Below are 24,362 nucleotides of genomic sequence, written 5' to 3'. Positions count from 1 at the left end.
CAAAGATACTGAAATAGAGAATACTAAAAAAGCCCTTTTGGTACACCCAAAACGGCTAATTATAAGATTTTTAAAGAAAAACTTTAAAAAAAGGAATATCTAACTGCTTATTTAGAAGCCCCAGCAACAACCTCTTTTACCTTGTCGTTGTGTACCATACTTTCTTTGAAAGTATAAGCGCCAGTTTTTGCAGATTTTGTAGTGATAACAACTTTTGTAAACTCTTTACCACCACCTTTTTGTAATGATGCAACTGCTTTCTTTGCCATGGTATACTATTTTTAATATGGATCCTTAAAATCCAATACGTTAATTACTTAATTTCTTTGTGAACTGTTACTTTTCTCAATACAGGGTTGAATTTTTTCAACTCCAAACGCTCAGTAGTGTTCTTTTTGTTCTTTGTGGTAATGTAACGAGACATTCCTGGAAGACCACTTTCTTTGTGCTCAGTACATTCTAAGATAACTTGTACTCTATTTCCTTTTTTTGCCATTGCCTTACTTTATTTATACCCTCACGGGTGAATTTCATGATTCTGTTTTCTGTTGATATAACAGGCTACTATCTATTAAATGTGACCTTTTTTAATAAATTTCTCGATAGAGGCTGTAATACCGTTCTTGTTGATCGTTTTAATCGCTGATGTAGATACTTTTAAAGTAATCCAACGATCTTCTTCTGGAAGATAAAAACGCTTAGTCTGTAAATTAGGATAAAATTTACGCTTAGTTTTAACGTTCGAGTGTGATACGTTATTTCCTTTTAATGCCGTCTTGCCTGTTAAATCACAAATTCTTGACATGATATTCGATTTTTAATGTTGTTCTTATTCAATTATCGTCCCTTAGAAACGAGTGTGCAAATATCTATATTTCTTTTCGGAAATACAACATTAATTCTCGAATTATTTTAAAATATTCGTGGAAAGGAGTCTAAAGTCAACAAAATTACTGTATTTTGCATTATATTTTAAAAGGAAGACAACAATAGTTTTCAACAATTCACAATGAACAAATATTTAATTAGGGGAACGGCCTTTACAGTAGTCGGTATATTATGCCTGTATTATGGCATAAATCTCATGAAATCGGACCTCACCGATAACCTCTGGTACAAAATCCTATTGATCGCTGGTGTATTATCCTTTGGATATGGATTTATTACTTTGATTTATCGAATGTTCCGTAAAATTGATAGAAACACCATAATTGATCACCGTAAATCCAATAAAAAGCAGAACAATTAATGCTGCAACAAACAAAAGGAATTACACTCAAAGTGACCAACTATTCCGAAAGTAGCGTGGTCGCCCAGATCTATACGGAATCATTGGGATTGCAATCCTATTTAATCAATGGAGCGCGAAAACCAAAAGCAAAAATCGGAAATAATATGTTGCAGCCTTTCCATTTGCTGGAGCTGGTGGTATACAACAAGGAAAACAACAACCTGCAACGAATAAAAGAAGCTCAACAATTTCCTCCTTTAAAAACAATACCCTTAGATATCGTTAAAAGTTCAATAGCTATGTTCTTGAACGAAGTACTGTACAAAGTACTGCGACATCAGCACCCTGAACCACAACTATTTCAATTCTTAGAAAATGCAATTATTTGGCTGGATGAGGCAAACGACGGGTTAGCAAACTATCACCTTGTATTTCTTGCCAAACTAACCCACTACCTAGGCTTTAAGCCCATAATAAGTAATTTACCTTATTTTGATCTGATCGAAGGCCAATTCACAAACAGCCTTCCGGGCCATGTTCATGTTTTGCAAGAACCTTATAGTTCATGCTTCCGGGAAATATTGCAAAGTAGTTTCACAAATTGTAACAAGATTAAGCTTACAAGAGAAGATCGATCATATTTATTGCAAAAAATTGTCGATTATTATCGGCTCCATACAGAGAATTTTGGAGAAGTAAATTCCCTTTACATCCTAGAAGAAATTTTTGGAAATTAAGGCATGAAAAAACCCATTGGAGTTTGTATTCCAACGGGTTTCCACAATAAATATATTGAATCTAATTATTAGATAAGTTTTACATTTACCGCGTTTAGTCCCTTACGACCTTGTTGTACTTCGTAAGAAACATGGTCGTTTTCACGAACCTTGTCAACTAATCCAGAAACGTGAACGAAGATTTCACTCTCGCCAGAATTTGGAATGATGAAGCCGAAACCTTTGGCTTCATTAAAGAATTTTACTACTCCTTCTTGCATAATAATTACTATTGTTTTTTCTAAAGGTATCATTATTTTTTGAATACCAATTAAATTTAATCGTTAAATGTAATAAACATTTTCAATTATTAAGAGTCTATTTTTTAAAACGCAGAAATTGGAAAGGTTTTTGTCAACAACATTTTAATTTAAAGAGACATGAAAAAATTTTTAACACTTATTGCACTCTTCGGAATGCTTACTGCAGTAAACGCACAAACTAATAATATGGAAAACACTAGGCGAGTAGCAACTCGTGGTTATGCTGAAAAAGAAATTACGCCAGACATCGTCTATTTATCTATTTCTCTGAAAGAATATTACCAAGATGGTAATACCAAAAAGAAAGTAGCAATTGATCAATTGGAAAAACAACTTTTCGATGCAGCAATGAAAAACGGTGTAAAAAAAGAAGACTTTACAGTTCAAAACATCTATAGCTACAACGTAGCCGATAAAAAGAAAAACAACGAGTTACTTCAAGCTAGGCAATATAGAATCAAAGTTGCCGACCTTAAGAAATTAAACACCATGCTTGAAGAAGTAGATGCTAGGGGATTACAAAGCACCAATATCTCAGGTTATGACCATTCACAAAAACGTGAAATAGAAAAAGAACTTAAAACATTGGCCGTTAGGGATGCTAGAACAAATGCAGAGATTTTAGCTGCCGCTGATGCAGAAAACGTAGGAAAAGTGATTTTAATAAATGATAACAGCAGCTTTAACTGGAATGAAATCGCTCCACAACCGCGCATGTATGCAATGAAAGCAAGCAATGCAGAAATGGATTCTGCCAATAACGGTCTAGACCTTGAGGTTCGTCCGATAAAACTTACTTGCAATATAGACGCTGTATTCGAGCTCAAATAAAAATGGAAAATAGATCTACCTATAATTTAGAAAAAATAGATAAAGATTTTCAATGGGTTAAACGACTATCTGTATTAATGGATAGTCGTTTCCGCATTGGAAACTTCAGATTTGGATTAGACCCAATCCTAAATTTTATACCTTTTGGTGGTCAAATCGCAACTTTTATAATCTCTTTGGTACTTGTTTCTGTCATGTATCGAAATGGCGCAAGTAGCAAAGTAGCCGTAAAAATGTTGCTTAACGTTACTTGGGACGCATTAATAGGATCAATACCGCTATTCGGTAACGTTTTTGACTTCTTCAACAAGGCGAATGAGAAGAACATCAAACTATTGAAAGAACATTATTACGACAACAAACATCAGGGCAGTGCAAAAAGAATACTCATAACATTAGGATTGGTACTTTTCATTCTCATCGTTCTGTTTATTTATGCCATGTATGCATTGACTGTTTGGTTAATGGGATTAATATTTTAATGGTTGTTAATAAAATAACATAATTTTGTAGCCATGAGCAAAACAAGAATATTTGCATTGTTGGGAATCGTTATTATGTTAACAGCGGTATTCACTAATCCGTCTAAGGAAAAAATAAACGATAAATTAACCCTGAAAGCTAAAGAAATACTGAAAAATCAACTTGACTACAAACATAAAGATGCTGTAGATTTCGGAATGATGCTTTTTGGAGATCAAGTCGTTAAAGAATTCGTCAATAACTATACACATACAGATAACTATTACCTTTTTTCATTAACTAAAATCAATTGGAACAGTGAAGAAGTGGTAATAGGAGGAGGGGCTTTTGGCCAAGTTTGGATCAGTGACAAGATCGATGAAAAAGCAGGTATGTTTATGGACGCATTAAAAAACCAATAATGCTGGAAATTATCTACCAAGATGACGAACTAATTGCTGTTAATAAACCCCATGGGCTATTGGTTCATCGATCATCAATTGCTGCTGATACTTCAGAATTTGCATTACAGATCCTGAGAGATCAAATCGGAAAAACAGTGTATCCAGCTCACCGCCTCGACAGAAAAACCGGAGGAGTTTTGCTGTTTTCCTTAAACAAGGAAATGGACAGCCTGATTCAGACGGCTTTTTCCTTAAATAAAATCAAGAAGGAATACCTTGCTGTACTCCGTGGACATACAGATCCGGAAGGAACTATAGATTACCCCTTAAAAAAAGATAATGGCACCCTCCAAGAGGCACTAACACATTATCAAACAATTTCTCTTTCTGAAATAGACTTACCTTTCGGCAAGTTCCCAACATCCAGGTACTCCTTGGTACTAGCAAAGCCACAAACAGGAAGAATGCATCAGATTAGAAGGCACTTTGCCCATATCTTCCATCCAATAATAGGGGATAGGCCCCATGGCTGCAACAAACAAAATAAACTCTGGAAAGAAACATTCCAACATGATACCATGTTGCTCCACGCCAAATCCATTGAATTTCAACACCCCAGAACACAAGAAAATATACACATCCAAGCAAATCTACTGTCCGAATTCACCAGAGCATTGGAGATTTTGGGGATAAGACAGTAGACGGTAGACGGTAGACAGTAGACATAAGACTCAAGACATAAGACAGTAGACGCCAGTGGCCGAGCGGAGCCGAAGCCCCCGTCAGCCTAACCCACCGATACATCATCAGTGGACGACGGTGGCCGAGCGGAGCCGAAGCCCCCGGCAGCCTAACCCCAACGATACATCATCTGTAGACGACGGTGGCTGAGCGGAGCCGAAGCCCCCGGCAGCCTAACCCACCGATACATCATCAGTGGACGACGGTGGCCGAGCGGAGCCGAAGCCCCCGGCAGCCTAACCCCAACGATACATCATCTGTAGACGACGGTGGCTGAGCGGAGCCGAAGCCCCCGGTGTAAAATCAATAGAAATCCCAGACGCTGGCGCAGGTCATAACCCTCTGCCGTGGCTGGTGTCCCCACCAGCCACTCAAAAGACATATCACGCCATGCCGCCCCAGAGGGTCGGAACTATTATAGAAAAGATTTTACAACGGCATTAAACCCTGTAGGGTTGTAACTATTATAGCGCCTAAATAGTTTCCCGAGCTAAAGCTCGATGACAGACGCCTTTTTTTTTAAAAAGGCCGATTTTTGGGGGAATGTTGTTGCGGCGAGCCGCAACAACATTCCCCCAAAAATCGGCCTCAAGCTCTCAACATGGCTGTCAATCTTCTGCCCGCTCATTTTCAGTGGCGGCAGGATGGATAAAATGCCGCGGCCATTGTGCGGTTGGGATTGCCCTTGGATGCTTTCAAGCAATTATCTCCTCAAAAGAGATAATTGATTAGAACGGCATCCTCGGCAAAAAGGCATTTTGTCCATGTGCATTGGCCGTGTGCGACAAGCCACCTTAAATGAGCAAGCGTTTTTGGTTACTTTTGCGCCTCAAAAGTAACGTCATCTTGCCATGAAATGGCATTATTAATTAGTGAAGATTAGCTCAGCCGATGGATGGTTGGTGGGGACACCAACCATGGCGGTCGTGTTTCCGCCAACCATGGCGGTATCTCAACCTTTGCCAAGTAATGGCAAATAAAGAATAAAATTCCTACTTTTGCATTAACTAAAAATCATTGAAATAACATGAAAAATACTGCGTTAACAGACGTTCATATCGCTTTAGGAGCTAAAATGGTACCTTTCGCCGGATTTAATATGCCCGTTCAATATTCTGGCATCAATGACGAACATGAAACAGTACGTACTGCTGTAGGAATGTTCGACGTAAGTCATATGGGCGAGTTTATCCTTAAAGGAGAAAAAGCTTTGGACCTTATTCAAAAAGTATCATCCAACGATGCTTCCAAACTTTATGATGGCAAAGTTCAATACGGATATTTGCCAAATGAAAATGGCGGTATTGTAGATGATTTTCTGACCTATAAAATTGACGACACCACATATTTATTGGTAGTAAATGCTTCAAACATCGAAAAAGATTGGAATTGGATCAGCAAATTCAATACGGAAGGTGTTGAAATGAAGGATATATCCGATGAGACTTCGTTATTTGCTGTTCAAGGACCAAAAGCTGCCGATGCACTTCAAAAACTTACCGACATCGAATTGGCACCAATGGAATACTATTCATTCCAAAAAGGTGTATTTGCAGGTGTAGAAAATGTATTGGTATCTGCTACAGGATATACTGGCGCTGGTGGTTTCGAAATCTATGTTGCAAATGAACATGCTGAGAAAGTATGGAATGCAATTATGGATGCAGGAAAAGAATATGGCATCAAACCAATCGGATTGGGAGCAAGAGATACTTTACGCCTGGAAATGGGATTCTGCTTATATGGCAATGATATCGATGATAGCACTTCACCGTTAGCTGCTGGACTAGGTTGGGTAACAAAATTCACTAAAGACTTTGTTAACTCAGAAAACTTAAAAGCAGAAAAAGAAAAAGGTGTATCACAAAAATTAGTGGGTTTTGAAATGATCGATAGAGGAATCCCTCGTCATGATTACGAAATCGTTGATGCTGAAGGAAACAAGATTGGTCGTGTTACATCAGGTACACAATCACCTTCCCTTAAAAAATCTATTGGTTTAGGTTATGTAGATGCTGCATTCGCAAAAGACGGATCAGAAATCTTTATTTCTATCAGAAACCAACCGATCAAAGCTGTGGTAAGAAAACCTCCGTTTGTAAAATAATAAAGAACTCAAAAAATAAAGGGCTATTTTTTAGCCCTTTTCTTTTGTTTCATTTCTTGTTGAGCCAACCTTGCTCTTTCTTCTTGTTTTGCACGAACATCCCTGTTCACTTGCTTCAACAATACAATCTTCAGATAAATCAACACCACCAATAAGGCAATAGAAATACCCAAATAAAGCATTTGGCCACTATTATATCCTGCCCAAGCACTCAACACTAAAAATACAATCCCTAGATTGAGCAGTAAATTCAATATAAACTTCTTTGTCATCTTTTCTTTATTACTTTAAATCCTGTAACCCGTTCCCGAATGAAATAAAAATACACTATTCCCGCCAAAATATTGCCCATAATAATGAATAAAACCAATATTAAGCGCTCACCATTTGATATTCTCGTAGAACGCATGATCTCCAATAAAACTAATATGACCCATATCAAAGACAGTAATATAGAGATACTCAATAGGATAGGGGCATAGCCAACCTTAAGGACAAAAAGAATTAGTGACAAAACATAAAAAACCAGACTAAATAGGAATGCCTGTTTAGTCTGGTGGAATAATTTATTCATAAAACAAAGTTAAGGATAAATTTCCTAGCCTTGGTTATGGGAATATACCTAACTCTTTATAGGATTCTCCAACTTTATTGATAGCACAAATAAATGCTGCAGTTCTTAAATCTTCAACTCCTTCCGTATTCTTCCAGATCTGATGGATTTCTTGATAAGAACCAATCATCGTGTCTTCAAGACCCGAGTAAACTAAATCAACTTCATCAGGACCTCTTAAAATGATTTTACGTTCTAATTTTGAAACCTTTTGATTGGTCATAGATTCGATAATGTTCAGAATTTCTGCAAACATATTTTCGCTAAATCTCTTTTCCAATCTTCCATATCTTACGTGGCTTAAGTTTTTCAACCATTCAAAATAAGATACAGTTACACCGCCGGCATTTAGATAGATATCAGGGATTACCAATTTTCCTTTTCTGTTGAATATTTCATCAGCATCCGGTGTCAAAGGTCCATTTGCTGCTTCACCAATAATCTGAGCTTGGATACGGTCAGCATTGAAACCATTAATTACAGATTCTAGTGCTGCGGGAATCAAAATATCACATGGATACTCTAATCCTTTCGAAGGGTCTTCAATATTGGTAGCTCCTGGGAAGTTTAATATTGATCCTGTAGATTTACGGTGAGCAACAACTTCCTCCAAATCCAATCCGCTTTCATTGTAAATTGCTCCTTCATATTCAATTAATCCAACTAAGATCGATCCACCTTCTTCAAAATACTTGGCAGCATGGTACCCTACATTTCCTAATCCTTGAACAATCACTTTTTTTCCTTCAACACCTGTTGTAAGACCTAGTCTTTGCATGTCCTCTTCATTCTTACAAGCTTCTCTGACACCAAAGAAAACACCAAGACCTGTAGCCTCCGTTCTTCCGCGAACACCGCCCTGTGAAACAGGTTTTCCAGTTACACAAGCCTGAGCATTGATATCATTGGGGTTTAAGGTAGTATAGGTATCAACGATCCAACTCATTTCCCTTGCACTAGTACCATAATCTGGGGCAGGAACATCTGTTCCCGGGCCAATAAAGTTTTTCTTTACCAGCTCCGTAGTATAGCGACGGGTAATCTTTTCCAGTTCATATTCAGTATACTTTTTGGTATCGATTTTTACTCCACCTTTAGCTCCTCCAAAAGGAACATTTACAATGGCGCATTTGTAAGTCATCAAAGATGCCAAGGCCATCACCTCATCCTGATCAACTTCCATGCTAAAGCGAATCCCGCCCTTACATGGTAATTTATGATGCGAATGCTGAACACGATAAGCTTCGATAACTTCTACATTATCTCCTATCTTGACAGGGAATCTAACCCTCAAAATAGAATTACATGCCTTGATTTGTTCAAGTATGCCAGAAGAGAATTTGGTAAACTTGGCCGCCTTGTCGAAATTACGGCCTACTCCTTGAAAGAAGCTCTGAGTTGTGTTGGAATGTTGTGACATAAAATTATGTTTTTGTTTACTCTTGGTACAATGATATAAAGTTAGCTCTTTTATAATTTTTACAATGCAGAAAGAAATAAAAACATAATTTTTTAACAAATATTAATAAGACCGCCCAAAAATTGCTATTTATGCAACAAATAGCCTTAAAAATAAAAAGCTCAAGGTAACCTTGAGCTTTTTATTGATTTACTGTTTTTTAATAAACATCCATTTCAGGATCAAAAGCTTCTTTCCAAGCTAAAATCCCGCCTTGAAGATTCGATAAATTTGTAAATCCTTCCTGCTCCAACAACATAACTGCTTGAGCACTACGCTTTCCTGAACGACAATGAATCACTACTGGAATATCTCTTGAAATCTTTTCAGACTCAATTACAACTCCTGACAATGGAATATTAATCCCATTTAAATTAGATACTTCATATTCGAAAGGCTCACGAACGTCGATCAATTGAAACTCAACGTTGTGATCCATCATGTCCTTTAATTCTTGAACGCTAATTTCCTTCATAGTGTGCTTTTTATCAAATATAAAGATTTTTGAATTCAAACTGTCCCCAAATAGTTTAGAATTTTTGTTATTTTCATCGTAAAAAAATTATATATGAGAAATCAATTATTATCCCTGCTATTTATAGCCTTGCTGTCCAACTTCAGCATAGCACAGGAAACACAAATAACAAGTACTGAAAACATATCCAGAATATTGAACACCCTTGCCTCTGATGATATGAGAGGAAGGTCGGCTCTAAATATCAACGATATCGGAAAAGCTGCAGATTTTATTGCCAATGAATTCAAAGAAATTGGACTTAAACCATATGCAGAAGAAACATTTAGACAATCGTTTATAGTCGAACGCTCCAAAGTAACCGAACAAAATGTAAAATTCGGCAAAAAAAATATCCCTGAAGATGAATTCCTGATATGGGGAGACCTTAATGGTACCATAACCGAAAAAGACAAAAATACTAAACAATATACCATTACGGATGAACAAGATTTCTCTCAAGAGTTCCGAAATATTGTACAGAAAGATACTTCCACAGCAGTGATCCTTGTTGGTAAAAAACATGCTCCGCTGTTAGCAAGGTTTAAAAAAATCTACAACAGAGAACAAGTTAAGTTTATAGACCAAAACACGTCCTCAAAAGGAGCCAAGGTCTTCATTATTGCTGATGGAATTGAAAATAAATATAATATTTCTCAAAAGAAGGATAGCCAGGAATTCTCAATGTTCAATGTTGCTGGCATTATTCCTGGAAAATCAAAACCAGATGAATTCGTGATCATTTCTTGCCACTATGATCATATTGGCATTATTCAACCTGTGGAACAAGATTCAATAGCTAATGGAGCGGATGATGATGCATCAGGAACAACAGCAATGATAGAATTAGCAAGGTATTATAAGAAACTGAACAACAACGAAAGGACATTGATTTTTGTAGCATTTACGGGTGAAGAAATTGGAATGTTTGGTTCTAAATACTTCTCTAACAATATAGATCCCGAAAAAGTGGTTGCCATGATTAATATTGAGATGATAGGAAAGGATTCAAAGTTTGGCCCAAATTGCCTATATATAACAGGATATGAAGCGTCAAACTTAGGAAAGCTAATGCAAGAAAACCTAAAGGGATCAGCATTTACATTTCATCCAGACCCTTATACCACACAAAACCTATTCTATAGAAGTGATAATGCGGTATTGGCAGCATTGGGTGTTCCAGCACATACGTTTTCAACATCACAAATCGACAAAGATCAGTATTACCACACTGTAAAGGACGAAGTAAGCACGCTAGATATCAATAATATCAAATCCAGCATTGAAGCAATTGCAACTGGTGCAATTGGAATCATTAATGGATCTCAAACACCTAGTAGAGTAGAAAAATTAAGAGATTAATGATTTACGCATAACGTAATCATTTAGAAAAAATTCGTAGTAGGGGATATCAACTTCCTCTACTACTTTAAAACCTTGCTTAAGGTAAAAATTATAAGCTTTATTGTATCTGTTTACGTTCAGTTCAAGCTCTTTAAAACCGAGGTTTCTCGCCTCCTCCGCAGCAAGATCAATCAGCATTTTACCAAAGCCTTTTCCTTGCGTACTTGGCAACAAATAGATTTTATCAATCTTCAAAACATCTTCCTTAGGACCAAAACCAATAAATCCAACCGCAACATTCCCTTCATACAGAATATAAAATGTTGTGTTTCCTTGTATTGAACTCTCAAGTGTTTCTATGCAATATAGATTGTCAAGCATAAAATCAATCTGCTCTTTCGACAAGATTTCAGAATAGGTAGGATACCAAATGGCATGAGCCAATTGTTGAATCAATTTTGCGTCCTCAATCTTTGCTTTTATGATCTGGATCATAGCTCTTCAGATATTAATAGGTAATTGTCTTGTTCTAGGATAGAAATAAAACCATCAGACGCTACTTCATAACGATTGATATCAAGATGGTTTAAATTCTTTAAATCTTCCACATTCCCTCTATAATTCTCAATAATCAATGAATATCCTTTGGGAAGCCATTTCTCATATTTTTTTAATAAAAGTGATTTCCGATCAGCATTCAATAATATAATGACAAACTCCTCCAAATACGGCTCGTAGTCAACGATGTTAACTCGATCTGTTAAGATATTGACAGCATGATTTTTCTTTTCATCAAGGTATTTAAAGAGGGGAACAAAATAGTCTTGGGAATAGGGTATAAGGACAAGGTCTTCTTCTATTTCTTTAGTGTCGAGTCCTTGGTTATCAACGACCACGTCAACTTTTATTTCTCGAGATTTTAATAAATCATAATGCTCAGAAAGAGTTATAATGGTAGGGCTCCATTCAAGGAGTTGATTCAAATAGTCGTCAGCAAGACAGTCTGGGTTGGCTATAAACAGGGCTGGTTCCTGATTCTCACGGACTATATGATGGGATGACATCCGATTAGTATTAATTCCCTAAATATTGGACAGCAATATAAGACATCAATCCAATGCTGGTTTCCAAGGCTTTTTCATCAATATCAAACGTCGGCGTATGAACGGCAGAATTTATACCTTTCTCTTGGTTTCCTGTACCCAATCTATAAAAACAAGCATTGGTTTCTTGAGAGTAATAGGCAAAATCTTCCGCTGCCGGCCATAAATCTAATTCAACGACATTATCTGCGCCTAGGTATTCGATAGCATAAGACTGTGCGGCAGCAGTGATGCCTGGTTCGTTGACCAAAAATGGATAGCCTTTTCTTACTTCAAAGTCACAGGTTGCCCCCATGCTCTCAGCAATACCAACGGCCATTTTTACCATTCTCTCATGCGCATCTGCTCTCCATTTCTCGTCGAAAGTACGGAATGTACCTTCTAAATTAACTTCGTCAGGGATAACATTCGTTGCTCCATTTCCGATAATCTTACCCCAAGAAAGCACAGAGGGCGTTCTTGGATCTGCGTTTCTGCTCACGACTTGTTGCAAAGCGGTGATAATTTGTGCGGTAATCGCAATAGGATCTATATTTTGGTGAGGCATGGCACCATGACCACCCTTACCTTTTACAGTCATAAATAACTCGTCACAGGAAGCCATGTACTTCCCAGATCGAAAACCAACTTTGCCAGATTCTATAAATGGCATCACATGTTGGCCAACAATTCCTTGCGGCTCTGGATTCTGCAAAACACCTTCCTTGATCATCAATGATGCTCCACCCGGAAGACGTTCCTCGCCAGGTTGGAAAATCAACTTTATAGTTCCTCCAAACTCTGACTTCAGATTATTTAAGATTTTGGCTACGCCCAAAAGGGAAGAGGTATGGACATCATGTCCACAAGCATGCATAACACCAATATTCTTCGAACCGTAGGATCGACCTTCAACCTCAGTAATGGGAAGGGCGTCCATATCGGCTCTTAACGCCAATACCTTATCTGAAGGTAAATCACCTTTGATAATCCCTACAACTCCAGTGTTGGCCATAGATTCAAAGGGAATATTAAGATCAGTTAGCTTTTGCTTCACAAATGCAGAAGTATTATACTCCTCAAATGAAAGTTCAGGGTTCTGATGTAAAAACCTTCTGTTGTCTACGGTATCTTGAAAATAGGAATTTGCTAGTTCTTGAATTCGTTGTTTTGTTATTGGCATGATGATCCTCCACTATTGCCATGTCCAGACATCTTCGACAAACACAAAAACATTTCTGTATTTACCTCGAAGTTCTCTCATATATGCAGTTGCTGCAGAACGGCTTGTAAAGTCGCCTACTTTGATTCTGTAGTTTGGTTCTACATAATCTAAATAAGCATTGATATCAGAGTTTTGGCTTTGGAAAGAACGCTGAACGTTTTCAGCCTCTCTCCGGCTTGACCCTGAAAAAATCTGAACCCTAAAACCACGGACTTTAACACGAGTAGCTCTCGATTTATCTATGGTTTTAGGCTCTAGACTTACTGCTTTTGTAGAAGTAGTTGGATTTAATGCGTAAAATGACCGATATTCCTGCAAAAGACCAATTAATGAATCTTTTTCAACCAATACCTTATTCTCTTGTGCTTTAGAAATTGTAACTGTAGCAATTAGAATTAAACAGCTTACTATAAATCCTTTGTATTTCATTGTTTTATTAACCTTGTTTCCCGTGACAGTTTTTGTACTTCAACCCAGAACCACAAGGACATTCATCGTTTCTACCAATTGCCTGATCTTTACGGATCGGCTGAGTAACTTGAGGCTCTTGTGTATTCAAGTCTTCCTCTGATACCCCTGTTGGTGAACTTAACTCTTCTTTTGTCTCTTTTACCTTTACCTTCGGTGCCTCTGGGCGTGCTGCTTGAATGTTTTGAGGTTCTTGCTGCTGTCCAGGAATTTCGCCTTTGAACAAGAAGCTGACAATATCTTTGTTCATGCCGGCCAACATCGTTTTAAATAAGTTGTAAGCCTCCATTTTATAGATAATGATCGGATCTTTTTGCTCATATCTAGCATTCTGTACAGATTGTTTCAAATCATCCATCTCACGAAGATGTTCTTTCCATGCCTCATCGATCAAAGCCAATACAATGCCTTTCTCGAATGATTTGAAAACTTCTTTACCTTTACTTTCTACAGCTTTTTGAAGATTTGTAGCAACTTGAATGCCACGAATTCCATCTGAAAAAGGAACGATGATATTTTCTATCATTCCACCACGTTCAGCCAATACATTTGTAAGGACAGGCAGGGTTTGCTCAGCAATATTTACTGCCTTGCGGTGGTAATGTGAAATAACCTGGTCAAATAGCTTGTCAACTAGTGTAGGAGCAGAATTACTTGCAAATTCTTCTTGAGAAATCTCAGGGTTGATCGCAAAAATACGAATCACCTCAATTTGAAACTCATCAAATGAATTGTCTTGTTTTGCTTCCAAAACAACATCTTCAACAACATCATAAATTGTATTGTTCAAATCAACGTCTAAACGCTCACCGAACAATGCATTTTTACGTTTAGTATAGATTACTGTACGCTGTGAGTTCATCACGTCGTCATATTCCAACAAATGCTTACGTGTTCCGAAGTTGTTTTCCTCTACTTTGCGCTGTGCTCTTTCGATAGACTTGGTCAACATACCATGTTGCATCACCTCACCATCTTCAACACCCATCTTAACCATTAGGTTGGAAATACGCTCTGAAGCGAATAAACGCATCAATGGATCTTCAAGTGATACAAAGAACTGTGATGAACCTGGGTCACCTTGACGTCCCGCACGACCTCTTAACTGACGGTCAACACGACGAGATTCGTGACGCTCAGTACCGATAATTGCTAAACCACCTGCATTGATAACCTCAGAAGTAAGCTTAATATCCGTACCACGACCAGCCATGTTGGTAGCAATAGTTACCTGACCTGGACGACCTGCCTCAGCAACGATATCAGCCTCCTTCTGGTGTAACTTCGCGTTCAGTACATTGTGCTTAACACCACGTAACTTCAACATACGGCTCAACAATTCCGAAATCTCAACAGATGTCGTACCAACCAATACCGGACGGCCTTGTTCTGTCAACGTTTGGATTTCTTGTGCAACCGCATTATATTTTTCACGAGCCGTACGATAAATTAAATCCTGACGGTCATCGCGCTGAATAGCCTTGTTTGTAGGTATCTCAACCACATCCAATTTGTAGATTTCCCATAACTCACCCGCTTCAGTAGATGCTGTACCAGTCATACCTGATAATTTATGGTACATACGGAAGTAGTTCTGTAAAGTAATGGTAGCATATGTTTGAGTTGCATCCTCAACCTTAACGTTTTCTTTCGCCTCAATCGCTTGGTGCAACCCGTCAGAATAACGACGTCCATCCATGATACGACCAGTTTGCTCATCAACGATCTTTACTTTACCATCATCAACGATATATTGATCATCGATTTCAAATAAGGTATATGCTTTCAACAATTGGTTGATAGAGTGAATACGCTCTGCTTTAACAGAATAATCACGCATTAACTCTTCTTTTCTTTGTGCTTTCTCTTCAACAGGAATGCTTGATTTTTCGATCTCAGCGATCTCGGTACCTACATCTGGTAGGATAAAGAAGTTTGGATCTTCACCTGTTGCTGTAATTAATTCAATACCTTTTTCAGTAAGTTCAACTTGGTTGTTTTTCTCATCAATTACAAAGAACAATTCCGCATCTGCTTTTGGCATATGGCGATTCTGCTCTTGCATATAGTAGTTTTCAACCTTTTGAAGAATCTGACGGTGATTGCCTTCAGACAAATATTTAATTAATGCTTTGTTCTTTGGCAAACCTCTATAAGCACGGAACAATGCCAATCCTCCTTTTTCAGGATCGGTATCATTTTCTGCAATTGCTTTCTTAGCTTGGTTCAATACCGTATTGATATATGCTTTCTGAGCATTTACCAAACGCTCGATCCTTGGTTTCAACTGATAGAACTCATGTTGATCTCCCAATGGGATAGGACCAGAGATAATCAATGGCGTACGGGCATCATCGATCAATACCGAATCCACCTCATCGATCATTGCAAAGTGAAGTTTGCGCTGAACCATAGAATCCTTGGTATTGGTCATGTTGTCACGTAAGTAGTCAAAACCAAATTCATTGTTTGTACCATAAACGATATCACACATATAGGCTTGACGGCGTTGTGGTGAGTTAGGTTGATATTTGTCGATACAGTCAACACTCATTCCGTGGAACTCGAAGATAGGACCATTCCATTCCGAGTCACGACGTGCTAAGTAATCATTCACCGTTACAATGTGTATACCTTGACCTGCCAATGCGTTCAGATAGGTCGGCAAGGTTCCTACCAATGTTTTACCTTCACCCGTTGACATCTCAGCAATCTTACCTTGGTGCAATACAATACCACCGATCAACTGAACATCATAGTGAACCATATTCCAGGTAACTTCAGTACCGGCTGCTGTCCATGTATTTTTCCAATGTGCTTTGTCACCCTCTATGGTAACATTTGGTTTGCGAGCTGCAATATCTCTATCGAATTGCGTTGCTGTAACCTCAATTTCTTTATTTTCTGTAAAGCGACGTGCAGTTTCCTTAACAACAGCAAAAGCTTCAGGTAATATCTCTAATAATACTTCCTCAAGCTTTTTGTCGCGATCTTTTGTCAATTTGTCAATCTTGTCGTAGGTCGAAGTTTTCAGCTCCATATCTTCGGTAGCTTCAGCCTCTGTTTTCAGACCGTTGATTTCATTGTCGATATCCTGCAAATAGTCGCTGATTCTTTGTTTAAAATCTGCTGTCTTCCCACGCAACTCATCATGTGTTAATGAGGATAGTTTCTCGTATTCTTCTTTGATTTTATTTACTAATGGTTGTACTCCTTTGACATCTCGCTCAGACTTACTACCAAATAATTTGCTTAAAAACTTTAACATAATATTCTATTTCTCTATTCGCATGTACAATAATGACTCCAATTCAATTAAGCAGACATTTTGACATTAATCGGGCAAATTTAGTTATTAAGGTTGATAACTAATACTTTCCCCATTCTTTTTTATTAATTATTTTACCAAAAACAAATTTTTCTCCGTACTGGGTACCAAGTTTAATTCCCGAGCCTTTTCAAACATTTGGTTTATGGCCCTTTTTCCTTCGTCTCCAAGGTTCTCTGAAAACTTATTTACATACAGTTCAATATGTTTGTACATTACTGATTCTTCCATTTCCTGAGCATGGGATCTGATATATTCCAGCCCTGACTTCGGATGGTCAAACCCAAATTTTACGCTCTCAGCAATCAGCCTATTGACTTTGTTCTTTACCTCTTCTGGCAGTGATCTTTTGATCACAATTCCGCCCAATGGAATAGGGGAGCCTGTCGTTTGTTCCCAATAGTCGCCCAGATCAACGATTTTGTGGAGACCTTTGTCCATGTAGGTGAATCTATTTTCGTGGATGATCAACCCTACGTCGATACTGCCATCCAAAAGAGATTTCTCGATATCGGAAAACACCATGATTTCTTTCTGCTGCAACTCTGGAAATGCAAGACCGAGCAGGAAGTTGGCGGTTGTATATTTACCTGGTATGCCAACCTTCAGGTCTTTCAGTTTTTCGGGAAGATCCTTGCCTACATATTGTGAAAGTTCGGCTGCTAGATCCTTGTCCTTGCAGATCAAAAGAGGTCCGACACCAAATCCCAACGCTGAACCCGCATCCAAGAGCTCGTAATCCTCTACAGCATAGGCAAAGGCATGGTAGCTCAGTTTGGTGATATCCAGGTCGCCGCGGAAAGCCTTGGCATTCAAAGTCTCCACATCATGATATTCCACGTGAAACTGTAAGCCCTCGCAATTTATCTTGTCATGGATCAAGGCGTCAAAAATAAATGTATCGTTAGGACAGGGAGAAAACCCCAATGTTAATTCCATTCTCTAATTATTAAAATATACTGATGTTCTTGGTGAACACCAGGGCTAACATACCTAGAAATGTTGCCAAAACAAGACCATTGCCAAACTTGTCCAATTCTTTTTTATAACTGATCCAACAACCAACCAAATTGATCGCTGCAGCAATAACATACAAACCCGCCGGTTTGTCCGGAAAAAGATCCGCCTGCACATTACTGTACCGCATCAGCAAAAAAGCCGCCAATGGACAGATCAAGCCAACAACAAAACCCAAACCAATACTGTTCTTCATAGACCTGTTGTTATTTGTCGAAAGACCATGAATTCAACTCCGGTATAACGTGATGAGCCGTCATGTCAAATTGCGTCGGAACAATGGATACATAACCGTTAAGGATAGCATAAGCATCCGTGTCCTCACCGCGATCCTGAAGATCGAAGTTTCCAGTCATCCAGAAATATTCCCGGTTATATGGGTCCAACCTCTCATCAAACTCCTCAAACCACTTCGCATTCGCCTGCCTACAGATCTTAATGCCCTTGATTTCCTCTCTTTTGTTCGGAAAATTAACGTTCAATAAAGAGTTTTTAGGCAATCCATTTAACAGAACCTGCTCTGCGATAGTCTTTACCCAAGGTCTCGTATGCGAGAAATCTGCATTGTGATGAAAGTCGTCTAAAGAGTAACCAATCGATGGAATTCCTTCAATGGCTCCTTCCACCGCTGCAGACATCGTGCCCGAATACAACACATTGATAGAATAGTTCAAGCCATGGTTGATTCCAGAAACACATAAATCTGGCTTCTTGCCCTTGAAGATCTTGTTTACTGCCAATTTAACACAGTCTACAGGAGTACCTGAGCATTTATACATCTCAACACCTTCATAAAGGTCGATTTTATCTAACCTCAATGGCTTTCCGATCGTTATAGCATGTCCCATTCCTGATTGTGGGCTGTCAGGAGCAACAACTACAACATCCCCGATCTCTTGCATCACCTCTAAAAGAACCTTGATTCCTGGAGCAGTAATACCGTCATCATTTACAACAAGTATAGTGGGTCTCTTTTTTGTCATAGCGCTAAGTTAGTAAAATATGCCTTCAAAATGATGTGACATAAATCAGTAAGATGTTAAACTTTTATTAAGACAGCATTGGAGGTTTATTTATACTTTCTATTCGATCTCCTTCCATTCTCATTATACTCTCCTTCCACTCTCATTCGTCTCTTGTTCGGACTTCCTTCGGACCTCGTTCGGATCTGCTTCGGAAAACACCCGAACAAGGTCCGAACAAGGTCCGAACGAAAGAGGACTCAGAGTGGAACGAGGTAGGAACGAGAGTGGAAGGAGAGTCGAAAAAAAAGTGAGAGATATGGGATGTGAGATGTGAGATATGAGATGTGAGATATGAGATGTGAGAAATGAGATGTGAGATATGAGATAGGAAGGCGCTAGCAAAGCCGTGGGTTGGTGTCTCCACCTGCCACTGAACTGTGAATTGTCTATTTTCTTTTATCTATTTCACAAAATTAGTTTCCTTATCTTGCGATAAGGAATGAACAAGCATTTCCCCAAAAATCGCCCCGTTTTAAAAAAAGAACCTGTCATTCCAGAGCTTTAGCTCTGGAAACTATTTTATCGCCATAATAGTTGCACCCCTCTGGGGCGGTATGATGTAAATGTCATTTTCGACAATAGCACAATCCCATCGGGATGACCTTATTATAGCAGGAATTTAACAAACATGCCACACCTACGGCGTTGGTGTTTGAGGCGATTTTCTTTTCTATAGATATGGCATGCCGATGGCATTTAAGAGAATTCTCATGCCTCCGGCATTTAACCCCGATGGGGTTTTTGGGGTGTATGGCCTTATTTTTTTCTTAACCTAATGACATTGGTCATGCAGGGCATTGACAAACTTGAATGTCTGGTTGGTGGGGACACCAACCAGGGCAATGTGAGCGGAACAAGACACCAAAAAAAGTGAGATATGAGATGTGAGATATGAGATAGGCAGGCGCTAGCAAAGCCGTGGGTTGGTGCATCATAGACAACGATTTATTAGAAGACAAGTTTCTGGTTGGTGGGGACTCCAACCAGGGCAGTGGAAAAACCAGGGACGTGGAATTCCAGGGCAGTGGAAAATAAAAAAGCCGACAAAAATGTCGGCCTTCACTATTTTGTTTTAGGGATTAATCCAGTTTATTCAACCAGTCAATTACTTCTTCTCTGGATTTTCCCAATTTTTGTTGAAGCTTTCCTAATAACTCATCATCTTTTCCTTCTTCATAAGCTAAATCATCATCAGTCCATTCTGCATACTGTTGTTTGATTTTACCCTTCAACTCATTCCATTTTCCTTTTAAATCTAATCTATCCATTTTAAATTTCCTCCTATTGTTTAATTATACAGGTTAAACAGAAGCTGAAAAAAATGGTTTTGTAAAAAAATGTTAATTGATGAATTTGGTACTTAAGAAGAATACAGTCCTTTTTTATCAATAAAATCGATTACCGCATCAGGGGTATAGAATTTTACAGATTTACCTTCTTTGATGGCATTTCGGAGGAAAGTCGATGAAAGTTCCATTACAGGAGTATCGGTCATCAATACGGACGGGTGTTCTTTCATTTCGCCAGCATTATAGCCCGGCCTAGGATAAACAATGATTTTATAATCCCGCAAGATTATATCTGCATTCTTCCATTTCATCAACCCCTGCAGGTTATCCTCCCCCATAATCAGTAAGAAGTCTTTATTCGGATATTTTTCGGCAAGATGTGTTAGGGTATCTATTGTATAGGATGGTTGTGGCAGACTGAATTCGATATCACTTGCGCGCAAATTTTCAGAACCTTCAATAGCAAGGTTTACCATTTCAAGGCGGTCATACATATTCCCAAGGCTCTTTTTATCTTTAAAAGGATTCTGGGGGGATACAACAAACCATACTTCATCCAAGGTAGTATAGTTGGCCATATAATTGGCTATGATCAGGTGTCCTATGTGAATAGGATTGAACGAACCGAAGAATAAACCTACTTTACTATTTGACATATTAAGAATTAATAAAATCCAAGACTAATTTCTCAGCTTCAGCACAGGCTGTTTCTAAATCATTGTTCTGTAGAATAACGTCGAATTTATTGGCAAAGCTCAGCTCATGTTCCGCTTTGGCAAATCGCTCTTTCAGTTTTTCTTCAGAATCTGTTCCTCTCCCAGCAAGCCTTTCTTTCAATATTTCTAGTGATGGCGGATTAACAAATATAGCGAGCGCTTCATTAGGGAACTTCGATTTCAATCTCAGACCTCCTACTACGTCAATATCAAAGATCACATGCTTTCCTTCATTCCAAATACGCTCAACTTCAGAACGTAAAGTTCCATAGAATGTTCCTGAGTAAACTTCTTCAAATTCTATAAACTCGTGTTTAGCAACTTTATGCAAAAAGTCTTCTTTGGAAACAAAATAATAGTCAACCCCATCGACTTCCGCACCACGTGGTTGGCGTGTACTTGCAGAGATCGAAAAAGCGATCTTGTCGCCATGTTTTTCCAATAATCTTCTGACAATAGTGGTTTTTCCTGCGCCAGAAGGAGCAGAAAAAATAATTAGTTTGCCGCTCATATTACAATACGTTTAATAGTTGTTCCTTTACTTTTTCCAACTCATCCTTCATTTTAACAACGATTTGTTGGATCTGCGCATTGTTGGCTTTTGAACCAAGAGTATTGATCTCACGACCCATCTCCTGTGAAATAAAACCTAGTTTTTTACCGTTTGAGTCATCGCTGTTTAATGCTTGTACAAAATAGTCGCAGTGTGAGCGTAAGCGAACCTTTTCCTCTGTGATATCTAATTTCTCAATATAGAACACCAATTCTTGTTCGAAACGGTTCATATCGACATTTTCTTTCCCTACAGCTTCTTCCATATATTGGTTGATCCTTTCACGGATCAGGGGTATGCGGCTACCCTCTACTGCTTCAACTTCTGTTAAGTATGATAAAATCAAGGATACACGATGCTCCAGGTCTTTCTTAAGGACAGCACCTTCATCACCTCTAAATTTATTGAACTGAACCACGGCGGCGTGAAATGCATCTACTAATACCTTTCCCTCTTCTTCATCGATCTCATCATCATGGCTGATTACCTCCGGCATATTCAATGCTAATTCAAACATATTTGCCTTGGTATCGCCCAATTGAAAACCGATATCCTGCAATTGCTTGTAATATGCTTTTAATAAGTCTGCATTGATGTTTGCCCCTTTGGCGGTCTGATCAACGTATTCGGTGCTGATGTTAATATTTACCTTACCACGTTCGATTAACTTGCTACATTCCCCACGAAGTAACAATTCTTTGTCGGAAACAGCTTTTGGCAAGCGAAGGTTTAGTTCGAGGAACTTAGAATTTAAGGATTTGATCTCTACGGTATATTTTACAGTACCGTTCTCTGCAGTACCAATACCATAACCTGTCATCGATTTTATCATATGCAAAGGTATAAAAATTACGAAAAGAAATTACCAATCATGCTTTGCGATTAATACGCAGAGATATGTTTTATAGGCAGCACCCTTTTTCACCCTTACAAATCCGATTCCTACGTCTTTCAAGGAGGCATTCCACGCATCTAAGCCCAACATATGTTTTCGGTGCATAAAACCCGGAGAGCCTTTTCCGATTATAAAAGATTGGATTCCTTCGATGGCCGTATCATGGTTGGCACCAATGGATTCGAAATTATTGGTAGATCTTTTCTTCAACCAATCAGGATTCAGTGCATATCCAGCTTGGCTGATATGATAGTTGGGACCATATCCATCTGGGTCGGTATGGTCGAAATAATTGCGCCTTGCCATGTCTTTTGCTCGTTCTTCAGCAACCTTGGCAAGCTTATCATTCCAAACAAGTTTTGTTTGTGTTACGTTTCTAAGATTGTTAACACGGATTTGTCGGCCATATTTTTTAGGATTCATCCTAAAATCATTCAGATAGTTATAGGCCTGTTTGGCCTCACGACGGTCAACTCGAATATTTTGAGCCAAGATAGGTTGGGCCCATAGGATAAAAGCAAATAATAGATACCTCATAGAAATGTTTAAGAATAAAGACTCCGTTTAAAACTCAACGTTTAAACAAGCTTTTCATTTTAAACCGATTTTTTTGAAGTTTTCTCCTTAATCACCTCAATAATAGGAGGTAAGAGAGAAATACCGATAATAGCAAGAACGACAATGGAGAAATTTTCTTTGACAAAAGAGATCTGTCCGAAAAAATAACCGCCCAAAAGGAACATGCTGACCCATAACACGCCCCCAACAATATTGTAGAGTCCAAATTTTGAGTAAGGCATCTTGGCTATTCCTGCAACAAATGGCGCAAAGGTCCTTACAATGGGAACAAAACGAGCATAAATAATGGTTTTTAATCCGTATTTGCCATAAAAGTTCTGTGTTTTCTCAAGGTAGGAAAGTTTAAATATCTTGGAATCCTTGGTAAAGACACGTTGACCAAAATGCTTACCAATTTCGTAGTTTACAAAATCACCAATAATAGCTGCGGCAATCAATAAAAGCATCTTTATCCATAAGTTCAAATTTGTTTCCGGCTTTGCAATCAAAGCACCCATGGCAAACAAAACAGAATCGCCCGGCAAAAAAGGGGTTACAACAAGACCCGTTTCAGCAAAGATGATCAAGAAAAGAATCAAGTAAGTCCATGTTTGATATTCTTGCGTGATATCGATCAGATGTTTGTCGATATGAAGAATAAAATCGATTAAGGCAGATATAAATTCCATGATAATATATTCAATCCGTATAAAGCAACAATTGAACCAAGGTAGTGCGATTTAACTTTCCAATTCCTTTCCGCAGGACCCAGAAGCAATAAAAAAAGGAAGCTTACTCAGCTTCCTTCTTTTTTGAAAATTTTTCTTTTACGATCTCTATGATTGGAGGGAGTATTGACAAGAATATAATTGCAAATACTACGATTGTAAAGTTGTCTTTGATAATTGGCAGACCACCGAAGAAATAACCAATAAATAAGAATGAGGTTACCCACAGGATTGCACCGATTACATTGTATGAGGCGAATTTACCATAGGACATGGATCCTACACCAGCTACAAATGGGGCAAATGTTCTAACGATTGGGACAAAGCGCGCATAGATAATGGTCTTTCCACCGTATTTTTCGTAGAATTTCTCTGTTTTTTCAAGGTATTCTTTTTTCAGGAACTTATATTTTCCTGAGAAGGCTTTTGGACCAATGTATTTACCGATATGGTAGTTGACCATGTCTCCTAGAATACCCGCAACCATTAACAATCCCCACATTACAAAAACGTTCAGGTTAGTTTCAGGTTTTGCTATAATAGCGCCTGCAGCAAATAAAAGAGAGTCTCCAGGAAGAAATGGTGTCACAACAAGACCTGTTTCGGCAAAAATTATCAGAAACAGGATCAAATAGGTCCAAGTCTGATAGTTATTGACGATTTCCACCAAATGGTCATCAATATGGAGGATAAAGTCAATTAGGGAATAAATTAAATCCAAAGTTCTATGCTA

Annotated in this window: 30 protein-coding genes; 8 read left to right on the top strand and 22 right to left on the bottom strand. The window is 38.4% G+C overall.

Going from position 1 to position 24,362, the window contains the following annotated elements; all coding sequences use genetic code 11:
• Positions 1–107: 107 nt before the first annotated feature.
• From CRT24_RS00335 to rpmB, 3 genes are all read right to left on the bottom strand, one after another.
• Entirely contained in the window at positions 108–269 is a 162-nt protein-coding gene (locus tag CRT24_RS00335) for a DUF4295 domain-containing protein (protein WP_099369273.1), read from the bottom strand.
• Between the two features lie 44 nt (positions 270–313).
• Positions 314–496, bottom strand: coding sequence for a 50S ribosomal protein L33 (gene rpmG / locus CRT24_RS00330; RefSeq protein ID WP_002998409.1), 183 nt, complete (start codon positions 494–496; stop codon positions 314–316).
• A gap of 75 nt (positions 497–571) precedes the next feature.
• Entirely contained in the window at positions 572–805 is a 234-nt protein-coding gene (rpmB, locus tag CRT24_RS00325; protein ID WP_099369272.1) for a 50S ribosomal protein L28, read from the bottom strand.
• A 204-nt stretch (positions 806–1,009) separates the two neighbouring features.
• On the opposite strand from rpmB, the gene CRT24_RS20565 reads away from it, so the two are divergent.
• Positions 1,010–1,249 (top strand): signal peptidase, encoded by a 240-nt coding sequence (locus CRT24_RS20565; protein ID WP_138089354.1) that lies wholly within the window; start codon positions 1,010–1,012, stop codon positions 1,247–1,249.
• Complete coding sequence (gene recO / locus CRT24_RS00320; protein ID WP_099369271.1) at positions 1,249–1,968, top strand: DNA repair protein RecO; 720 nt, start codon at positions 1,249–1,251, stop codon at positions 1,966–1,968. The genes CRT24_RS20565 and recO overlap by 1 nt, the downstream gene beginning before the upstream one ends.
• Positions 1,969–2,036: 68 nt before the next feature.
• On the opposite strand, the gene CRT24_RS00315 is transcribed toward recO, so the two are convergent.
• On the bottom strand, positions 2,037–2,228 hold the full coding sequence (locus CRT24_RS00315; RefSeq protein ID WP_093100014.1) for a cold-shock protein: 192 nt from the start codon (positions 2,226–2,228) through the stop codon (positions 2,037–2,039).
• Positions 2,229–2,387: 159 nt separating this feature from the next.
• On the opposite strand from CRT24_RS00315, the gene CRT24_RS00310 reads away from it, so the two are divergent.
• The 5 genes from CRT24_RS00310 (at position 2,388) to gcvT (ending at position 6,815) form a co-directional block, all read left to right on the top strand.
• A complete protein-coding gene (locus tag CRT24_RS00310; protein ID WP_099369270.1) occupies positions 2,388–3,101 on the top strand; it encodes an SIMPL domain-containing protein in 714 nt (237 codons plus the stop codon).
• Between the two features lie 2 nt (positions 3,102–3,103).
• On the top strand, positions 3,104–3,583 hold the full coding sequence (locus tag CRT24_RS00305; protein ID WP_099369269.1) for a DUF4112 domain-containing protein: 480 nt from the start codon (positions 3,104–3,106) through the stop codon (positions 3,581–3,583).
• Positions 3,584–3,616: 33 nt separating this feature from the next.
• On the top strand, positions 3,617–3,985 hold the full coding sequence (locus CRT24_RS00300) for a DUF4359 domain-containing protein (protein WP_099369268.1): 369 nt from the start codon (positions 3,617–3,619) through the stop codon (positions 3,983–3,985).
• Positions 3,985–4,668, top strand: a complete 684-nt coding sequence (locus CRT24_RS00295; RefSeq protein WP_099369267.1) for a pseudouridine synthase — start codon at positions 3,985–3,987, stop codon at positions 4,666–4,668. Before CRT24_RS00300 ends, CRT24_RS00295 begins: the two co-directional genes overlap by 1 nt.
• 1,067 nt (positions 4,669–5,735) lie before the next feature.
• Positions 5,736–6,815: a glycine cleavage system aminomethyltransferase GcvT gene (gene gcvT, locus CRT24_RS00290; RefSeq protein WP_099369266.1), complete on the top strand. Its 1,080-nt coding sequence runs from the start codon at positions 5,736–5,738 to the stop codon at positions 6,813–6,815.
• 23 nt (positions 6,816–6,838) lie between these two features.
• Here gcvT and CRT24_RS00285 read toward each other — a convergent pair whose 3' ends face one another.
• From CRT24_RS00285 to CRT24_RS00270, 3 genes are all read right to left on the bottom strand, one after another.
• Complete coding sequence (locus tag CRT24_RS00285) at positions 6,839–7,087, bottom strand: DUF6358 family protein (protein WP_099369265.1); 249 nt, start codon at positions 7,085–7,087, stop codon at positions 6,839–6,841.
• Positions 7,088–7,423: 336 nt separating this feature from the next.
• Complete coding sequence (locus tag CRT24_RS00275) at positions 7,424–8,848, bottom strand: Glu/Leu/Phe/Val dehydrogenase (RefSeq protein WP_099369263.1); 1,425 nt, start codon at positions 8,846–8,848, stop codon at positions 7,424–7,426.
• Positions 8,849–9,047: 199 nt separating this feature from the next.
• Entirely contained in the window at positions 9,048–9,362 is a 315-nt protein-coding gene (locus CRT24_RS00270; RefSeq protein WP_099369262.1) for a rhodanese-like domain-containing protein, read from the bottom strand.
• Positions 9,363–9,455: 93 nt separating this feature from the next.
• On the opposite strand from CRT24_RS00270, the gene CRT24_RS21115 reads away from it, so the two are divergent.
• On the top strand, positions 9,456–10,763 hold the full coding sequence (locus tag CRT24_RS21115) for a M28 family metallopeptidase (protein WP_099369261.1): 1,308 nt from the start codon (positions 9,456–9,458) through the stop codon (positions 10,761–10,763).
• Here the strand turns inward: CRT24_RS21115 and CRT24_RS00260 are convergent.
• The 15 genes from CRT24_RS00260 to CRT24_RS00190 form a co-directional block, all read right to left on the bottom strand.
• Entirely contained in the window at positions 10,752–11,240 is a 489-nt protein-coding gene (locus tag CRT24_RS00260; protein ID WP_099369260.1) for a GNAT family N-acetyltransferase, read from the bottom strand. The two genes, CRT24_RS21115 and CRT24_RS00260, sit on opposite strands and share 12 nt — an antisense overlap.
• Positions 11,237–11,809, bottom strand: a complete 573-nt coding sequence (locus CRT24_RS00255; RefSeq protein ID WP_099369259.1) for a hypothetical protein — start codon at positions 11,807–11,809, stop codon at positions 11,237–11,239. The genes CRT24_RS00260 and CRT24_RS00255 overlap by 4 nt, the downstream gene beginning before the upstream one ends.
• 10 nt (positions 11,810–11,819) lie before the next feature.
• On the bottom strand, positions 11,820–13,004 hold the full coding sequence (locus CRT24_RS00250; protein WP_373604698.1) for a M20 family metallopeptidase: 1,185 nt from the start codon (positions 13,002–13,004) through the stop codon (positions 11,820–11,822).
• Between the two features lie 18 nt (positions 13,005–13,022).
• On the bottom strand, positions 13,023–13,481 hold the full coding sequence (locus CRT24_RS00245) for an SPOR domain-containing protein (RefSeq protein ID WP_099369257.1): 459 nt from the start codon (positions 13,479–13,481) through the stop codon (positions 13,023–13,025).
• Positions 13,482–13,488: 7 nt separating this feature from the next.
• Entirely contained in the window at positions 13,489–16,788 is a 3,300-nt protein-coding gene (gene secA, locus CRT24_RS00240; RefSeq protein ID WP_099369256.1) for a preprotein translocase subunit SecA, read from the bottom strand.
• A gap of 129 nt (positions 16,789–16,917) precedes the next feature.
• Positions 16,918–17,787 (bottom strand): 1,4-dihydroxy-6-naphthoate synthase, encoded by an 870-nt coding sequence (locus CRT24_RS00235; protein WP_099369255.1) that lies wholly within the window; start codon positions 17,785–17,787, stop codon positions 16,918–16,920.
• Positions 17,788–17,797: 10 nt separating this feature from the next.
• Positions 17,798–18,061, bottom strand: coding sequence for a hypothetical protein (locus tag CRT24_RS00230; RefSeq protein ID WP_099369254.1), 264 nt, complete (start codon positions 18,059–18,061; stop codon positions 17,798–17,800).
• Positions 18,062–18,071: 10 nt separating this feature from the next.
• Positions 18,072–18,848 (bottom strand): 5'/3'-nucleotidase SurE, encoded by a 777-nt coding sequence (gene surE, locus CRT24_RS00225; protein WP_099369253.1) that lies wholly within the window; start codon positions 18,846–18,848, stop codon positions 18,072–18,074.
• A 1,121-nt stretch (positions 18,849–19,969) separates the two neighbouring features.
• The gene (locus CRT24_RS00220) at positions 19,970–20,158 is read right to left on the bottom strand and encodes a CsbD family protein (RefSeq protein ID WP_099369252.1); all 189 of its coding nucleotides are present in this window, start codon (positions 20,156–20,158) and stop codon (positions 19,970–19,972) included.
• A 92-nt stretch (positions 20,159–20,250) separates the two neighbouring features.
• Entirely contained in the window at positions 20,251–20,835 is a 585-nt protein-coding gene (nadD, locus tag CRT24_RS00215) for a nicotinate (nicotinamide) nucleotide adenylyltransferase (protein WP_099369251.1), read from the bottom strand.
• A gap of 1 nt (position 20,836) precedes the next feature.
• The gene (gene gmk / locus CRT24_RS00210) at positions 20,837–21,406 is read right to left on the bottom strand and encodes a guanylate kinase (RefSeq protein ID WP_099369250.1); all 570 of its coding nucleotides are present in this window, start codon (positions 21,404–21,406) and stop codon (positions 20,837–20,839) included.
• Position 21,407: 1 nt separating this feature from the next.
• Complete coding sequence (locus tag CRT24_RS00205; RefSeq protein WP_099369249.1) at positions 21,408–22,280, bottom strand: YicC/YloC family endoribonuclease; 873 nt, start codon at positions 22,278–22,280, stop codon at positions 21,408–21,410.
• Between the two features lie 30 nt (positions 22,281–22,310).
• Positions 22,311–22,880 carry a CAP domain-containing protein gene (locus CRT24_RS00200; RefSeq protein ID WP_099369248.1) on the bottom strand — a complete coding sequence of 190 codons (570 nt, stop codon included), beginning with the start codon at positions 22,878–22,880 and terminating at the stop codon, positions 22,311–22,313.
• A gap of 59 nt (positions 22,881–22,939) precedes the next feature.
• Entirely contained in the window at positions 22,940–23,590 is a 651-nt protein-coding gene (locus tag CRT24_RS00195; protein ID WP_099369247.1) for a DedA family protein, read from the bottom strand.
• Between the two features lie 103 nt (positions 23,591–23,693).
• Positions 23,694–24,350, bottom strand: coding sequence for a DedA family protein (locus tag CRT24_RS00190; protein WP_099369246.1), 657 nt, complete (start codon positions 24,348–24,350; stop codon positions 23,694–23,696).
• Positions 24,351–24,362 lie beyond the last annotated feature (12 nt).

This window comes from Sphingobacterium sp. 1.A.5 (genome assembly GCF_002734235.1).
Classification (GTDB): Bacteria; Bacteroidota; Bacteroidia; order Sphingobacteriales; family Sphingobacteriaceae; genus Sphingobacterium; species Sphingobacterium daejeonense.
The sequence above is the reverse complement of the archived record's forward strand: the minus strand, read 5'-3'. Positions and strand labels throughout refer to the sequence as shown.

Bases quoted from the DNA above. Each gene is read 5' to 3' on its own strand.
- CRT24_RS00335 (WP_099369273.1), bottom strand. From the start codon at position 269: ATGGCAAAGAAAGCAGTTGCATCATTACAAAAAGGTGGTGGTAAAGAG.
- rpmG (WP_002998409.1), bottom strand. From the start codon at position 496: ATGGCAAAAAAAGGAAATAGAGTACAAGTTATCTTAGAATGTACTGAG.
- rpmB (WP_099369272.1), bottom strand. From the start codon at position 805: ATGTCAAGAATTTGTGATTTAACAGGCAAGACGGCATTAAAAGGAAAT.
- CRT24_RS20565 (WP_138089354.1), top strand. From the start codon at position 1,010: ATGAACAAATATTTAATTAGGGGAACGGCCTTTACAGTAGTCGGTATA.
- recO (WP_099369271.1), top strand. From the start codon at position 1,249: ATGCTGCAACAAACAAAAGGAATTACACTCAAAGTGACCAACTATTCC.
- CRT24_RS00315 (WP_093100014.1), bottom strand. From the start codon at position 2,228: ATGCAAGAAGGAGTAGTAAAATTCTTTAATGAAGCCAAAGGTTTCGGC.
- CRT24_RS00310 (WP_099369270.1), top strand. From the start codon at position 2,388: ATGAAAAAATTTTTAACACTTATTGCACTCTTCGGAATGCTTACTGCA.
- CRT24_RS00305 (WP_099369269.1), top strand. From the start codon at position 3,104: ATGGAAAATAGATCTACCTATAATTTAGAAAAAATAGATAAAGATTTT.
- CRT24_RS00300 (WP_099369268.1), top strand. From the start codon at position 3,617: ATGAGCAAAACAAGAATATTTGCATTGTTGGGAATCGTTATTATGTTA.
- CRT24_RS00295 (WP_099369267.1), top strand. From the start codon at position 3,985: ATGCTGGAAATTATCTACCAAGATGACGAACTAATTGCTGTTAATAAA.
- gcvT (WP_099369266.1), top strand. From the start codon at position 5,736: ATGAAAAATACTGCGTTAACAGACGTTCATATCGCTTTAGGAGCTAAA.
- CRT24_RS00285 (WP_099369265.1), bottom strand. From the start codon at position 7,087: ATGACAAAGAAGTTTATATTGAATTTACTGCTCAATCTAGGGATTGTA.
- CRT24_RS00275 (WP_099369263.1), bottom strand. From the start codon at position 8,848: ATGTCACAACATTCCAACACAACTCAGAGCTTCTTTCAAGGAGTAGGC.
- CRT24_RS00270 (WP_099369262.1), bottom strand. From the start codon at position 9,362: ATGAAGGAAATTAGCGTTCAAGAATTAAAGGACATGATGGATCACAAC.
- CRT24_RS21115 (WP_099369261.1), top strand. From the start codon at position 9,456: ATGAGAAATCAATTATTATCCCTGCTATTTATAGCCTTGCTGTCCAAC.
- CRT24_RS00260 (WP_099369260.1), bottom strand. From the start codon at position 11,240: ATGATCCAGATCATAAAAGCAAAGATTGAGGACGCAAAATTGATTCAA.
- CRT24_RS00255 (WP_099369259.1), bottom strand. From the start codon at position 11,809: ATGTCATCCCATCATATAGTCCGTGAGAATCAGGAACCAGCCCTGTTT.
- CRT24_RS00245 (WP_099369257.1), bottom strand. From the start codon at position 13,481: ATGAAATACAAAGGATTTATAGTAAGCTGTTTAATTCTAATTGCTACA.
- secA (WP_099369256.1), bottom strand. From the start codon at position 16,788: ATGTTAAAGTTTTTAAGCAAATTATTTGGTAGTAAGTCTGAGCGAGAT.
- CRT24_RS00235 (WP_099369255.1), bottom strand. From the start codon at position 17,787: ATGGAATTAACATTGGGGTTTTCTCCCTGTCCTAACGATACATTTATT.
- CRT24_RS00230 (WP_099369254.1), bottom strand. From the start codon at position 18,061: ATGAAGAACAGTATTGGTTTGGGTTTTGTTGTTGGCTTGATCTGTCCA.
- surE (WP_099369253.1), bottom strand. From the start codon at position 18,848: ATGACAAAAAAGAGACCCACTATACTTGTTGTAAATGATGACGGTATT.
- CRT24_RS00220 (WP_099369252.1), bottom strand. From the start codon at position 20,158: ATGGATAGATTAGATTTAAAAGGAAAATGGAATGAGTTGAAGGGTAAA.
- nadD (WP_099369251.1), bottom strand. From the start codon at position 20,835: ATGTCAAATAGTAAAGTAGGTTTATTCTTCGGTTCGTTCAATCCTATT.
- gmk (WP_099369250.1), bottom strand. From the start codon at position 21,406: ATGAGCGGCAAACTAATTATTTTTTCTGCTCCTTCTGGCGCAGGAAAA.
- CRT24_RS00205 (WP_099369249.1), bottom strand. From the start codon at position 22,280: ATGATAAAATCGATGACAGGTTATGGTATTGGTACTGCAGAGAACGGT.
- CRT24_RS00200 (WP_099369248.1), bottom strand. From the start codon at position 22,880: ATGAGGTATCTATTATTTGCTTTTATCCTATGGGCCCAACCTATCTTG.
- CRT24_RS00195 (WP_099369247.1), bottom strand. From the start codon at position 23,590: ATGGAATTTATATCTGCCTTAATCGATTTTATTCTTCATATCGACAAA.